This window comes from Streptomyces botrytidirepellens, assembly GCF_003721215.1.
GTDB classification, from domain to species: Bacteria; Actinomycetota; Actinomycetes; order Streptomycetales; family Streptomycetaceae; genus Streptomyces; species Streptomyces himastatinicus.
On sequence record NZ_RIBZ01000804.1, the window covers coordinates 1 to 13,601 of the forward strand.

The window sequence follows — 13,601 nt, forward strand, 5'->3', positions numbered from 1 at the left end:
CGCCCGTACGCACCGTACGGGCGGGGCCGCCGCCGTTTTCCGCCCGGGTTCTCCATGATCGAATCCGTTCCACCGGGCAGGCCGCATCGATCTGTTTCAGACGTGAATGAGGTGTCAAGTAGGCGTAGATGGGCGGGATTTCGGCATTCCGGGGGGCTTCTTCCGGGTAAGGGGCGCGCAACGTCGAACAAGCGTGTAGCTTCCCGGGGCAAAGGGGGGAAACTCATGGGCGTGCGACTCATGGTGGTCGATGACCACCGCCTGCTCGCGGAGGCCCTCGCCTCGGCGTTGAAGCTGCGCGGGCACCGGGTGCTCGCCGCGGCCGCGCCGAGCGCGGGAGCGGCGGAGCTGGTGGTGAGCCGGGCACCGGAGGTGTGTCTGCTGGGTACGGCGACACCTGCCGATCCGGGCGTGTTCGAACCGGTCGTGCGGATCAAGAAGGAGCGGCCGCAGGTCGCGGTGGTGGTGCTCGGCCCGGTGCCGAGCCCGCGCGGCATCGCCGCCGCGTTCGCCGCGGGCGCGTCGGGCTACGTCCGGCACGACGAGCGGATCGAGGGCGTCGAGCGCGCCATGATGAAGGCGCGCGCGGGCGAGGCGGCCGTGGCCCCGCAGCTGTTGCAGGGGGCGTTCGCGGAGCTGCTCAATCCCGCGGCCCAGCCGGACGACGAGGGGGCCCGGCTGCTGCGCATGCTGACCCCGCGCGAGGTGGAGGTGCTCATGCGGGTCGCGGAGGGCGAGGACACCCGGCTGATCGCCGCGGGCATGGGCATCGCGCCCAGCACGGCGCGCACCCATGTGCAGCGGGTGCTGATGAAGCTCGGGGTGGGATCCCGGCTGGAGGCGGCGGCGCTGGCGGCGCGCACCGGTCTGCTGGACCGGGCGGCGACGCACCGCAGCGCCGCGACCTAGTCGGCCACCCGGCCGACCGCGTCAGCCCTCCGCGTCCCCGGGTCCGGGCCGGTCGGGGCCCTGCTCGGGGGCGGGGTGGGGCACGGGCAGCGGCCTGAGCTTCATCCAGAGCAGGAAGAGCAGGCCGAGGACGAGCATGCTGACGCCCGTCCACAGGTTGATGTTGATGTTCTCGGCCTTTTTCAGGCCCGCGTCGGAGACGGTGATTCCGGCGATCGTGACGATGATCCCGTAGATCACGAACAGGCCGCCGATGATGCGCCGTACGTCGAAGAGCCGGGCCGCGGTCGCCGACTTCCCCTCCAGTTCCTCGACCTCGTGCTGGTACTCGTAGTCGTCACTCATGGCGCGGGTTCCTTATCCGCAGGAGGGTCACGGGGTCACAGGGAGAACGGGATGTAGCACAGGGCGGCGAGGACGATCGCGCCCCAGCCGAGCAGGGCGGGCCTGCGGTACCAGGCCTCGTCGCCGGGCGCCGCGGGTTCGGCCAGGCCCGGGGCGGTGGTTCCGTAGACGAGACCGGCCAGCGTCTGCTCCGGTTTGGGCTTGGTGAACGGCGTGATGGCGACCATCACCACCCCGCCGACCACGAACGCCACGATGGCGGAGACGAAGTTGGCGCCCTGGTCGCTGGGGATGGAGATGACGCCGTCCTTGTAGAGCCAGAAGTAGTTGATCATCGCGGCGACGGTGCCGGAGAGCAGCCCCCAGAACCCGGCCGGGGCGGTGGCCCGCCGCCAGAACATCCCGATGATGAAGACGCAGAACAGCGGCACGTTGAAGAACGAGAACAGGGTCTGGAGGTAGTTCATGATGTTGCTGAACGAGGACGCGATGAACGCCGTCCCCATCCCGGCCAGTACGCCGATCGCGGTCACCACCCGCCCCGTCAGCAGGTAGTACTCGTCCGCGCGGTCCTTGACGATGTACGCCCGCCAGATGTCGTTGGTGAAGACCGTGTTGAAGGACGAGACGTTGGCCGCCATGCCCGCCATGAAGGCGGCGAGCAGTCCGGTCACCGCCAGGCCCAGCACACCGTTGGGGAGCAGATCGCTCATCAGGAGCGGGATCGCGTCGTTGTACTGGAGATCGCTCTTGGCGGAGCCGATCTTCGGCTCGACGACCAGCGCGATCAGCCCCGGGACCACCACGATCAGCGGGATGAACATCTTGGGGAAGGCGGCGATCAGCGGGGTGCGCTGGGCGGCCGAGAGGTTCTTGGCGGACAGCGCGCGCTGCACCTCGGCGAAGTTGGTCGTCCAGTAGCCGAAGCTCAGGCAGAAGCCGAGGCCGAGCACGATGGTCAGCCAGTTGGCGCCCAGCGGGTTGTCCGAGCCGATGCCGGTGCCGCCCCACGCGGAGGTGAAGTTGGGGCCGTGGGACGCTTCGAGGGAGTCCTTGAGCCCGCTGAAGCCGCCGACCCGCTTGAGGCCGACGACGGTGAGCGGGATGAGCGCGGCGAGGATGACGAAGAACTGGAGCACCTCGTTGTAGATCGCCGAGGAGAGCCCGCCCAGGGTGATGTACGCGAGTACGAACAGCCCGGCGACGACGATGGCCACCCACTGCGGCCAGCCGAGCAGCGCCTCGACGACGATGGCCATCGCGTACAGGTTGACGCCCGCGATCAGCACGGACGCCACGGAGAAGATGATCGAGCTGAGCAGGTGCGAGGACGGCCCGTAGCGGTGCAGCAGGAATTCCGGCACCGACCTGACCTTGGAGCCGTAGTAGAACGGCATCATCACCAGGCCGAGGAAGACCATGGCCGGAATGGCGCCGACCCAGTACCAGTGCACCGTGTAGACGCCGTACTGGGCGCCGTTGGCCGCCATTCCCAGGATCTCCAGGGCGCCCAGATTCGCGGCGACGAACGCGAGACCGGTGACCCACGCGGGCAGTGACCGGCCGGAGAGAAAGAAGTCCAGGCTCGTCTTCACGCTTCGTCTGGCGGCGAATCCGACGCCGAGTACGACGGCGAAGTAGAGGATCAGGATGGTGTAGTCGAGGGCATTGGTCGGGAGCCGGAGATCTGCTGCCAGAGGGTGCATGCGAATTATCCTGCTTTATTAGGGCGCCTCCGCCGCGCATTGACGCCGCTGTTGACTTGTGGTTCATTATGTTTAGTTGTGTTGGGTGATGCTGACAGGAGCTGGCGGACGTGAAGAAGACGGCGACGCGGCTCGCGGACGGACGCGAGCTGATCTACTACGACGCGCGCGACGACGCGGTGCGCGACGCCGTCGACCAGCGGCCGCTCGACCCCATATCCACCCGCTCCGAGATCCGCCACGACCGCCTCCTCGGCGACGACGTGGCCGTCGCCTCCCACCGCCAGGGGCGCACGTACCACCCGCCGGCCGACGAATGCCCGCTGTGCCCCTCGCGCGACGGGCGGCTCAGCGAAATCCCCGCCTCCGACTACGACGTCGTCGTCTTCGAGAACCGCTTCCCCTCGCTGGCCGGTGACGCGGGGCGGTGCGAGGTCGTGTGCTTCACCTCCGACCACGACGCCTCCTTCGCCGACCTCACCGCCGAGCAGGCCGCCCTGGTGCTCGACGCCTGGACCGACCGGACCGCCGAACTGGCCCAACTCCCCTCCGTCGAGCAGGTGTTCTGCTTCGAGAACCGCGGCAGGGAGATCGGCGTCACCCTCGGCCATCCGCACGGCCAGATCTACGGGTATCCCTTTCCGACGCCGCGTACCCGGCTGATGCTCCGCTCCCTCGCCGAGCACCGTGAGCGGACCGGTCGGAATCTGTTCGATGATGTGGTCGCCGATGAGCGGTCCGACGGATCGCGCATCGTGCTCGACGGCGAGCACTGGACCGCCTTCGTCCCGTACGCCGCGCACTGGCCGTACGAGGTGCACCTCTACCCCAAGCGCCGGGTCCCGGACCTGACCGCGCTGGACGATGCCGCGCGCACAGAGTTTCCACAGATGTATCTGGAACTCTTGAAGCGCTTCGACCGGACTTTCGGGGAGGGGGAGCCGCCCACGCCGTACATCGCCGCCTGGCACCAGGCGCCGTTCGGCAAGGGCGGGGAGGTGAGCCGCGCGGACCGCGAGGAATTCGCACTCCACCTCGAGCTTTTCACCATCCGCCGCACTTCCGGCAAGCTGAAGTTTCTCGCGGGTTCCGAATCCGGCATGAATGTGTTCATCAATGATGTGCCGCCGGAGGCCGCGGCCGAGCGACTGCGAGAGGTAGCGAGCAAGTGAGCAATGCGCAGCAGAAGAAGTACCTGGTCACAGGCGGTGCCGGTTATGTCGGCAGCGTGGTCGCCGCGCATCTGCTGGAGGCCGGGCACCGGGTGACCGTCCTGGACGACCTGTCCACCGGGCACCGCGAGGGCGTACCTGCGGGCGCGGAGTTCATCGAAGGCCGCATCCAGGACGCGGCCAAGTGGCTCGACGCCTCGTACGACGGCGTGCTGCACTTCGCGGCGTCCTCGCAGGTCGGGGAGTCCGTCGTCAACCCGGAGAAGTACTGGGTGAACAACGTCGGCGGGACCACCGCGCTGCTCGCGGCGATGCGGGACGCCGGGGTGCGCACCCTCGTCTTCTCCTCCACCGCCGCCACCTACGGCGAACCGGACGACGTCCCGATCACCGAGGACTCCGCGACCGCGCCGACCAATCCGTACGGCGCCACCAAGCTCGCCGTCGACCACATGATCAGCGGGGAGTGCGCCGCTCACGGCCTGGCCGCGGTCTCCCTGCGGTACTTCAACGTCGCGGGCGCCTACGGGGCGTACGGCGAGCGCCATGACCCCGAGTCGCACCTGATCCCGCTGGTGCTCCAAGTCGCGCAGGGCCGCCGCGAGGCGATCTCCGTCTTCGGCGACGACTACCCGACCCCCGACGGCACCTGCGTCCGCGACTACATCCACGTCGCCGACCTGGCCGACGCCCACCTCCTCGCGCTGGGCGCGGCGAACACGGGCGAGCACCTGATCTGCAACCTCGGCAACGGCAACGGCTTCTCCGTCCGCGAGGTCATCGAGACCGTCCGCCAGGTCACCGGCCACCCGATCCCCGAGGTCGTCGCCGACCGCCGGGGCGGCGACCCGGCCGTGCTGGTGGCCTCGGCCGAGCGGGCCAAGGAGCGCCTCGGCTGGCGCCCGAGCCGCGCCGACCTGAAGGGCATCGTCGCGGACGCGTGGGAGTTCGCGCGGCGCACGCACTGAGCGGTGGAACGCGCGGCCGCCCGGCCGCGGACGATGGGAACAAAGGGACAGGGGACAGCGAGTGAGCGACGTATCGGCGGGGTTCCGGGAGGTCTACGGGACCGACCCGGAGGGCGTGTGGGCGGCGCCGGGCAGGGTCAACCTGATCGGTGAGCACACCGACTACAACGACGGCTTCGTGATGCCGCTAGCCCTGCCCCACACCTGCCTGGCGGCCGCATCCCCGCGCACCGACGGGGTGCTGCGCGTCCACTCCGGGGACGCCCCGGGCGGGGTCGTCGAGCTGCGCGTCCAGGAGCTGACCCCGGTCGCCGCGGGCGGCACCGGCGGCGACCGCGGCGGCTGGGCGGCCTACCCGGCGGGCGTGGTGTGGGCGCTGCGCGAGGAGGGGCTGCTCTCCGGCGCCGCGGCCGGCGGGGCGGACCTGCACTTCGCGTCCACGGTGCCCACCGGCGCCGGGCTGTCCTCGTCCGCCGCGCTGGAGGTGGTGACGGCCACCGCGCTGAACGAGCTGTACGGGCTGGGGCTCACCCCGGAGCGCATCGCCCAGCTGTGCCAGCGCGCGGAGAACCAGTTCGTCGGCGTCCCCTGCGGGATCATGGACCAGATGGCGTCCGCCTGCTGCACCGAGGGCCATGCGCTCTTCCTCGACGCCCGCGACCTCACCCAGCGGCAGGTGCCGTTCGACCTCGCGGCGGAGGGGCTGCGGCTGCTGGTCGTGGACACCCGGGTGAAGCACGAGCTGGGCGACGGCGCGTACGCCAACCGGCGCGCCGCGTGCGAGTCGGCCGCGCGGGCGCTCGGCGTGCCCGCGCTGCGCGAGGTGGAATTCGCGACCCTGGACGCGACGCTCACCACCCTCGCCGGGCTCGGCGTGGACGGCACCGTGCGCCGCCGGGTGCGCCATGTGGTGACCGAGAACCAGAGGGTGCGGGAGGTCATCGAGCGGCTGGACGCGGGCGACACCCGGTCCATCGGCCCGGTCCTGACCGCCGGACACGCCTCGTGCCGCGATGACTTCGAGATCTCCTGCGCCGAGCTGGACCTCGTGGTGGAGTCGGCCAACGCGGCGGCCGCGCTCGGCGCGCGGATGACCGGCGGCGGCTTCGGCGGTTCGGCGATCGTGCTGGTCGAGGAGGCGGACGCGGACGCGGTGGCCAAGGCGGTCACCGAGGCCTTCGCCGCGGCCGGACACCGGGCCCCGCGGATCTTCCCGGCGGTCCCGAGCGCGGGCGCCCGGCGGCGGTAGCCGGAGGAGACCCTCGCTGCCTTCGGCCGTTGAGCGATCAATTTTCGCCGTTCTTGGCTTCCTCACTCCCCAAGACCGAACACAAAGACCACCGTAAACAGGCGAGGCCGGGCAGTTTCGTTCATTCGTTCCGGATGGCGTACCCCGGCCTTACGCTGAGCACAGCGTCGGTGGGGGCCGACGTGCATCAGGGGGCGAGACAGTCAGGTACGACGCCCGGGGTGGGGTAGCGATCTCAGCACGGCGGCGGCCGTGCGGTTGCGGTGATCCCTTCCCGGGCGCCGTACCCGTACTGCTTCTCGGGGTATCCGGGAGTATCCGGCGACGTGGGGGGTTCCGTGGCACGTATTCGGGTTCTGGTGGTCGACGACCACCGCATTTTCGCCGAGTCACTGGCCGCCGCCCTCGCGGCGGAACAGGACGTGGACGTGGCGGCGGCCGGAAGCGGCCCGGCGGCGCTGCGCTGTCTGGAGCGCGGAGTGGCCGAGGGGCGCCGCTTCGATGTCTTGCTGATCGACGCCGATCTGGGCTCGCTGAACGGGGAGCCGGTCCCTGTGCCGCAGGCCGTACCGGCCGAGGCCGCCCACGGCGGCGGCCCGGGCGCGGGCCCGCCGGGGCGGGTCAATGGGCGCTCGCAGGACGGCATAGCGCTGGTCGGCGGCGTGCGCACCGCCCAACCCGGGGTGCGCACCGTGGTGCTGGCCGAGCGCGACGATCCGCGCCGGGCCGCGGCGGCGCTCCAGGCCGGGGCGTCCGGCTGGGTGGCCAAGGACTGTTCGCTGGTCCGGCTGCTCGCCGTGATCCGGGGCGTGCTGCGCGACGAGACGCATCTGCCGCCCGCGCTGCTCACCGGCGTGCTGCGGGAGCTGACGGCGGCTCGTAAGCACCGCACCGAGAGCGAGCGGCTGGTCGAATCGCTGACGCCGCGTGAGCGGGAAGTGCTGCGCTGCATGGTGGCCGGGCTCGGCCGCAAGGCGGTGGCCGAGCGGCTGTTCCTGTCCCCGCACACCGTCCGCACCCACATGCAGAACGTGCTGGGCAAGCTGGGCGTGCACTCCACGCTGGCCGCCGTGGCGCTGGCCCGGCGGGCGGGCGTCGGCCCGGTCGACCTAGCCGGGGAAATTGTCGAACGGGGCGGTCAGCTGGCGTAGCAGCGCCGCCAGTTCGGCGCGCTGCGCCTGGGACAGCTCGGCGAGGATGGCGCGCTCGTGGTCCAGCAGCCCGGCCAGCGCCTGGTCGGCGCGGTCGCGTCCCTCCGCGGTGAGCCGGACCAGCACCCCGCGCCGGTCACTGGGGTCGGGCAGCCGCTCGACCAGGCCCTTCTTCGCCAGCCGGTCGATGCGGTTGGTCATGGTGCCCGAGGTGACGAGCGTCTGGGTCAGCAGCTGCCCGGGGGAGAGCTGGTACGGGGTCCCGGCCCGCCGCAGCGAGGTCAGCACGTCGAACTCCCAGGACTCCAGCTGGTGCTCGCTGAAGGCGATGCGCCGCGCCCGGTCGAGATGGCGCGCGAGCCGACTGACGCGGCTGAGCACTTCGAGCGGTTCGACATCGAGGTCGGGGCGTTCCCGACGCCATGCCGCCACCAGTCGATCGACCTCGTCGTCCATGGCGATCAGTGTAATAGGTCTGTCGACATGAAGTCTCTTGACATCAAGAGACACTCTGGAGGACGGTGAGCCTGCTCGTATCGACCGTACCCGCTCAAGGGACTTCACCATGCGTGCGTCACCCAACTGGGACCCGGCCCAGTACCTCCGCCACTCCGGCCACCGGGCCCGCCCCTTCCGCGACCTCCTCGCCCACATCCCCGCGCTCCCCGCGGAACCCGGCCGCCCGCCCCGCATCGCCGACCTCGGCTGCGGCCCCGGCAACGTCACGGTCCTGCTCTTCGAGCGCTGGCCGGACGCCCACATCACCGGCCTCGACAGCTCCGCCGAGATGCTCGACCAGGCCCAGCCCCTCGCCGGGCCCACCACCGGCGGCGGCCGTCTCGACTTCCGCACCGTCGACGCCCTGCGCTGGGAGCCGGACGAGACCTACGACCTCATCGTGTCCAACGCCGCGCTCCAGTGGATGCCCGGCCACGCCGACGCCTTCCCCGGCTGGCTCGCCGCCCTGCGCCCCGGCGGCACCCTCGCCTTCCAGCTCCCCGGCAACTTCGGCGCCCCCAGCCACACCCTGCTGCGCGACCTGTGCGACGCCCCGCAGTGGCGCGACCGCCTCACCGACGCCGTGCGCAGCCCGGCCTCCGCCCTGGAGCCCTTCGACTACCTCGGCCGGCTCACCGCGCTGGGCTGCGAGGTCGACGCCTGGGAGACCACGTACCTCCAGATCCTCACCGGACCGGACCCCGTCCTCGACTGGACCAAGGGCACCGCCCTGCGGCCCGTCCTCACCGCCCTCGCCGACGACCCGGCGGCCCGCGACCGCTTCCTCGGCGAGTACGCGGCCCTCCTGCGCGAGGCCTACCCCGCGGCCCCGTACGGCACGGCGTTCCCGTTCCGCCGCATCTTCGCCGTGGCCCACAAGCGGACCTGAGGGCGGCCGCTCACGCCTTGCGGTGGCCTATCAGCCGCGGCTTCTGCTCCAGACCGTCCAGGCCGTGCCAGGCCAGGTTCACCAGGTGCGCCGCCACCTCGGACTTCTTCGGCTTGCGGACGTCCAGCCACCACTGGCCGGTCAGCGCCACCATCCCTACCAGGGCCTGGGCGTACAGCGGGGCGAGCTTGGCGTCGAAGCCGCGGGCCTTGAACTCCAGGCCCAGGATGTCCTCCACCTGGGTGGCGATATCGCTGATCAGCGAGGCGAAGGTGCCCGTCGACTGGGCGACGGGGGAGTCACGGACCAGGATGCGGAAGCCGTCCGTGTACTCCTCGATGTAGTCCAGCAGGGCGAACGTGGCCTGCTCGCACAGCTCCCGTGGATGGCCCGCGGTCAGCGACGTGGTCACCATGTCCAGCATCCGCCGCATCTCACGGTCCACCACGACCGCGTACAGCCCTTCCTTGCCGCCGAAGTGCTCGTACACCACCGGCTTGGAGACCCCGGCCTTCGCCGCGATCTCCTCCACCGAGGTGCCCTCGAAGCCCCGTTCGGCGAAGAGCGCCCGACCGATGTCCAGCAGCTGCTCCCGGCGCTCCTTGCCGGTCATCCGTACCCTGCGGGGGCGCCGGGGGCCGGATCCGGAGGACCGGACGGTCCCGGCCGGCCGGTCCTTGCTGCCGCTGGTATTACTGTCGGTCTCCACGCCCTCTATCATGCCGCTTCGGCAGGGGCCTCTTTACGGCGGGAGTCGATCCGGTTCGCGTTCGGCCAGCGGACGTCATACGCCCAGCCCAGCTTCTCGAACCAGCGGATGATCCGGGCGCTGGAGTCCAGCTGGCCCTTCATCACCCCGTGCCGGGCGCACGTCGGATCCGCGTGGTGCAGGTTGTGCCAGGACTCGCCGCACGAGAGCACCGCGAGCCACCACACGTTCCCCGACCGGTCGCGCGACTTGAACGGCCGCTTGCCCACCGCGTGGCAGATCGAATTGATCGACCAGGTCACGTGATGAAGCAGCGCCACCCGGACGAGCGACCCCCAGAAGAACGCGGTCGCGGCCCCCTGCCACGACCAGGTCACCAGGCCGCCGATGGCGGCGGGCAGCAGCAGCGACACGACCGTCCACACCACGAACTGGCGGGAGATGTTGCGGATCGTGTCGTCCTTGACCAGATCCGGCGCGTACTTGTACTGCGGCGTCTGCTCCTCATCGAACATCCATGCGATATGTGCCCACCACAACCCCTTCATCAGGGCCGGGACCGTCTCCCCATACCGCCACGGCGAATGCGGGTCGCCCTCCGCGTCGGAGAACTTGTGGTGCTTGCGGTGATCGGCCACCCAGCGCACCAGCGGCCCCTCCACCGCCAGCGAGCCCGCGATCGCCAGCGCGATCCGCAGCGGGCGCTTCGCCTTGAAGGAGCCATGGGTGAAGTAGCGGTGGAAGCCGATCGTGATGCCGTGGCAGCCGATGTAGTACATGACCACCATCAGCGCCAGGTCCAGCCAGCTCACCCCCCAGCCCCAGGCCAGGGGGATCGCCGCGACCAGCGCGACGAACGGGACGGTGATGAACAGCAGCAGGGTGATCTGTTCGATGGAACGCTTGCTGTCCCCGCCGAGCGTGGCGGACGGAAGCGGGGTCTCCTGGGCCTTCGGCGCGTCGCGGGTCACGTCGGGGCTTGCAGTCATGGGATCCCTCGTGGGGCTCGGGGGCTGGGCTACGGATCCGTAACCTACGGCGTCGTAAGTATGGCAGGGCCGCGAACCGGGGCAAGAGGGCTCTGGTTTCCCCCGAGGGAACGCCGCCTATCCTGGGGACGTCGGACAGCGCGGTCCGCACATGGCCGAAAGCACCCGGTGCGGGCCCTGCGGCGCCAGCCGCGCGGGGGCTGCACCCCGCTAGGAACCCCCCGTTCACTGCAAGGAGCCGCACCTGTGAGCAGTGCCGACCACACGAATGCCGCCCTGCGTGCCGATATCCGCCGTCTGGGCGACCTCCTCGGCGAGACCCTGGTCCGACAGGAGGGCCCCGACCTCCTCGACCTCGTCGAGCGCGTCCGCGCCCTCACCCGCAGTGACGGCGAGGCCGCCGCCGAGCTCCTCGGCACCACCGACCTGCCCACCGCGGCCAAGCTGGTGCGGGCCTTCTCGACCTACTTCCACCTGGCCAACGTCACCGAGCAGGTGCACCGGAGCCGCGAGCTGAGCGCCCGGCGCGCCGCCGAGGGCGGCATCCTCGCCCGCACCGTCGACCAGCTCAAGGACGCCGACGCCGACCACCTGCGGCAGACCGTGGAGCACCTGGGCGTCCGCCCGGTCTTCACCGCCCACCCCACCGAGGCCGCCCGCCGCACCGTCCTCAACAAGCTGCGCCGGATCGCCGAGCTGCTGGACACCCTCGCCGCCGGCGGCGAGAGCCGCCGCGCCGACCTGCGGCTCGCCGAGAACATCGACCTGCTGTGGCAGACCGACGAGCTGCGGGTCGCCCGCCCCGAGCCCGCCGACGAGGCCCGTAACGCCGTCTACTACCTGGACGAGCTGCACGCCCACGCCGTCGGCGACGTCCTGGAGGACCTCACCGCCGAGCTGGAGCGGGTCGGCATCGAGCTGCCCGCCACCACCCGCCCGCTCACCTTCGGCACCTGGATCGGCGGCGACCGCGACGGCAACCCCAACGTCACCCCGCAGGTGACCTGGGAGGTGCTGATCCTCCAGCACGAGCACGGCATCACCGACGCCCTGGAGATCATCGACGACCTGCGCGCCGCCCTCTCCAGCTCCATCCGCAACTCCGACGCCTCCGAGGAGCTGCTCGCCTCCCTCCAGCGCGACCTGGAGCTGCTGCCCGAGATCAGTCCGCGCTACAAGCGGCTGAACGCCGAGGAGCCCTACCGGCTCAAGGCCACCTGCATGCGGCAGAAGCTCGTCAACACCCGCGAGCGCCTCGCCAAGGACGCCCCGCACGTCCCCGGCCGCGACTACCTCGGCACCGCCGAGATGCTGGACGACCTCCGGCTCATCCAGGACTCGCTGCGCGCCCACCGCGGCGCCCTGATCGCCGACGGCCGCCTCGAGCGCGCCATCCGCACCCTGGCCGCCTTCGGCATCCAGCTCGCCACCATGGACGTGCGCGAGCACGCCGACGCCCACCACCACGCCCTCGGCCAGCTCTTCGACCGCCTCGGCGAGGAGTCCTGGCGGTACGCGGACATGCCCCGCGACTACCGGCGCAAGCTGCTCGCCAAGGAACTGCGCTCGCGCCGCCCCCTCGCGCCCTCCCCGGCGCCGCTGGACGCCGCCGGAGCCAAGACCCTCGGCGTCTTCCAGACCATCCGCGAGTCCTTCGAGCGCTTCGGGCCCGAGATCGTGGAGTCCTACATCATCTCCATGTGCGCCGGGTCGGACGACGTCTTCGCCGCCGCCGTCCTCGCCCGCGAGGCGGGGCTCATCGACCTGCACGGCGGCTGGGCCAAGATCGGCATCGTGCCGCTGCTGGAGACCACCGACGAGCTGAAGATCGCCGACCAGCTCCTCGACGACATGCTCTCCGACCCCTCCTACCGGCGCCTCGTCTCGCTGCGCGGCGATGTGCAGGAGGTCATGCTCGGCTACTCCGACTCCTCCAAGTTCGGCGGCATCACCACCTCCCAGTGGGAGATCCACCGCGCCCAGCGGCTGCTGCGCGACGTGGCCCACCGGCACGGCGTACGGCTGCGCCTCTTCCACGGCCGCGGCGGCACCGTCGGCCGGGGCGGCGGCCCCACCCACGACGCGATCCTCGCCCAGCCGTGGGGCACCCTCGAAGGCGAGATCAAGGTCACCGAGCAGGGCGAGGTCATCTCCGACAAGTACCTGGTCCCCTCGCTCGCCCGCGAGAACCTGGAGCTGACGGTGGCCGCCACCCTCCAGGCGTCGGCCCTGCACACCGCCCCGCGCCAGTCGGACGAGGCACTCGCCCGCTGGGACGCGGCGATGGACACGGTCTCCGACGCCGCCCACGGCGCCTACCGCGCCCTGGTGGACGACCCCGACCTGCCCGCGTACTTCTTCGCCTCCACCCCCGTCGACCAGCTCGCCGAACTCCACCTCGGCTCCCGCCCGTCCCGCCGTCCCGACTCCGGCGCGGGACTCGACGGACTGCGCGCCATCCCGTGGGTCTTCGGCTGGACCCAGTCCCGGCAGATCGTCCCCGGCTGGTTCGGCGTCGGCTCCGGTCTCAAGGCGGCCCGCGAGGCCGGGCTCGACGGCGTGCTGGACGAGATGCACCAGCACTGGCACTTCTTCCGCAACTTCCTGTCCAACGTCGAGATGACCCTCGCCAAGACGGACCTGCGGATCGCCCGGCACTACGTCGACACCCTGGTGCCGGACGAGCTGAAGCACGTCTTCGACGTCATCCAGGCGGAGCACGAGCTGACGGTGCGGGAGGTGCTGCGGATCACCGGCGAGACCGAACTCCTGGACTCCAACCCCGTCCTGAAGCAGACCTTCCACGTCCGGGACGCCTACCTCGACCCGATCTCCTACCTCCAGGTGAGCCTGCTCGACCGGCAGCGCACGGCACGCGAGCGCGGCGAAGAGCCCGATCCGGTGCTGGCCCGGGCCCTGCTCCTCACCGTCAACGGTGTGGCGGCGGGTCTGCGCAACACCGGCTGACCTCCCCGGCAACACACAAAGCGGCGGCCCGCTCCCCGGAGGAGCGGGC

General features: G+C 71.0%; 12 protein-coding genes. 7 read left to right on the top strand and 5 right to left on the bottom strand.

The window, feature by feature from the left end:
* Positions 1-225: 225 nt before the first annotated feature.
* Positions 226-909 carry a response regulator transcription factor gene (locus EEJ42_RS41235; protein WP_123107266.1) on the top strand — a complete coding sequence of 228 codons (684 nt, stop codon included), beginning with the start codon at positions 226-228 and terminating at the stop codon, positions 907-909.
* Between the two features lie 21 nt (positions 910-930).
* Here EEJ42_RS41235 and EEJ42_RS41240 read toward each other — a convergent pair whose 3' ends face one another.
* Both EEJ42_RS41240 and EEJ42_RS41245 read right to left on the bottom strand, forming a co-directional pair.
* Positions 931-1,254, bottom strand: a complete 324-nt coding sequence (locus EEJ42_RS41240) for a hypothetical protein (protein ID WP_123107267.1) — start codon at positions 1,252-1,254, stop codon at positions 931-933.
* A gap of 35 nt (positions 1,255-1,289) precedes the next feature.
* On the bottom strand, positions 1,290-2,960 hold the full coding sequence (locus EEJ42_RS41245) for a sodium:solute symporter family protein (protein WP_123107268.1): 1,671 nt from the start codon (positions 2,958-2,960) through the stop codon (positions 1,290-1,292).
* A gap of 110 nt (positions 2,961-3,070) precedes the next feature.
* Here EEJ42_RS41245 and galT point away from each other — a divergent pair, with 110 nt between their 5' ends.
* The 4 genes from galT to EEJ42_RS41265 all read left to right on the top strand — a co-directional run bounded on the left by galT (position 3,071) and on the right by EEJ42_RS41265 (position 7,500).
* Positions 3,071-4,132, top strand: a complete 1,062-nt coding sequence (gene galT, locus EEJ42_RS41250; RefSeq protein ID WP_123107269.1) for a galactose-1-phosphate uridylyltransferase — start codon at positions 3,071-3,073, stop codon at positions 4,130-4,132.
* On the top strand, positions 4,129-5,100 hold the full coding sequence (gene galE, locus EEJ42_RS41255; RefSeq protein ID WP_123107270.1) for a UDP-glucose 4-epimerase GalE: 972 nt from the start codon (positions 4,129-4,131) through the stop codon (positions 5,098-5,100). Before galT ends, galE begins: the two co-directional genes overlap by 4 nt.
* Positions 5,101-5,161: 61 nt before the next feature.
* Positions 5,162-6,349 carry a galactokinase gene (gene galK / locus EEJ42_RS41260; protein WP_123107271.1) on the top strand — a complete coding sequence of 396 codons (1,188 nt, stop codon included), beginning with the start codon at positions 5,162-5,164 and terminating at the stop codon, positions 6,347-6,349.
* Positions 6,350-6,687: 338 nt separating this feature from the next.
* Positions 6,688-7,500, top strand: a complete 813-nt coding sequence (locus tag EEJ42_RS41265) for a helix-turn-helix transcriptional regulator (RefSeq protein WP_123107276.1) — start codon at positions 6,688-6,690, stop codon at positions 7,498-7,500.
* Here EEJ42_RS41265 and EEJ42_RS41270 read toward each other — a convergent pair.
* Positions 7,459-7,956 (bottom strand): MarR family winged helix-turn-helix transcriptional regulator, encoded by a 498-nt coding sequence (locus EEJ42_RS41270; RefSeq protein WP_009715516.1) that lies wholly within the window; start codon positions 7,954-7,956, stop codon positions 7,459-7,461. The two genes, EEJ42_RS41265 and EEJ42_RS41270, sit on opposite strands and share 42 nt — an antisense overlap.
* Before the next feature lie 109 nt (positions 7,957-8,065).
* Between EEJ42_RS41270 and EEJ42_RS41275 the strand changes: the two genes are divergently transcribed.
* Positions 8,066-8,887: a trans-aconitate 2-methyltransferase gene (locus EEJ42_RS41275; protein WP_123107272.1), complete on the top strand. Its 822-nt coding sequence runs from the start codon at positions 8,066-8,068 to the stop codon at positions 8,885-8,887.
* Between the two features lie 10 nt (positions 8,888-8,897).
* On the opposite strand, the gene EEJ42_RS41280 is transcribed toward EEJ42_RS41275, so the two are convergent.
* Positions 8,898-9,608: a TetR/AcrR family transcriptional regulator gene (locus EEJ42_RS41280; RefSeq protein ID WP_123107273.1), complete on the bottom strand. Its 711-nt coding sequence runs from the start codon at positions 9,606-9,608 to the stop codon at positions 8,898-8,900.
* Positions 9,605-10,585, bottom strand: coding sequence for an acyl-CoA desaturase (locus EEJ42_RS41285; RefSeq protein ID WP_123107274.1), 981 nt, complete (start codon positions 10,583-10,585; stop codon positions 9,605-9,607). The genes EEJ42_RS41280 and EEJ42_RS41285 overlap by 4 nt, the downstream gene beginning before the upstream one ends.
* A gap of 246 nt (positions 10,586-10,831) precedes the next feature.
* Between EEJ42_RS41285 and ppc the strand changes: the two genes are divergently transcribed.
* Positions 10,832-13,552, top strand: coding sequence for a phosphoenolpyruvate carboxylase (ppc, locus tag EEJ42_RS41290; protein ID WP_123107275.1), 2,721 nt, complete (start codon positions 10,832-10,834; stop codon positions 13,550-13,552).
* Positions 13,553-13,601: the final 49 nt, after the last annotated feature.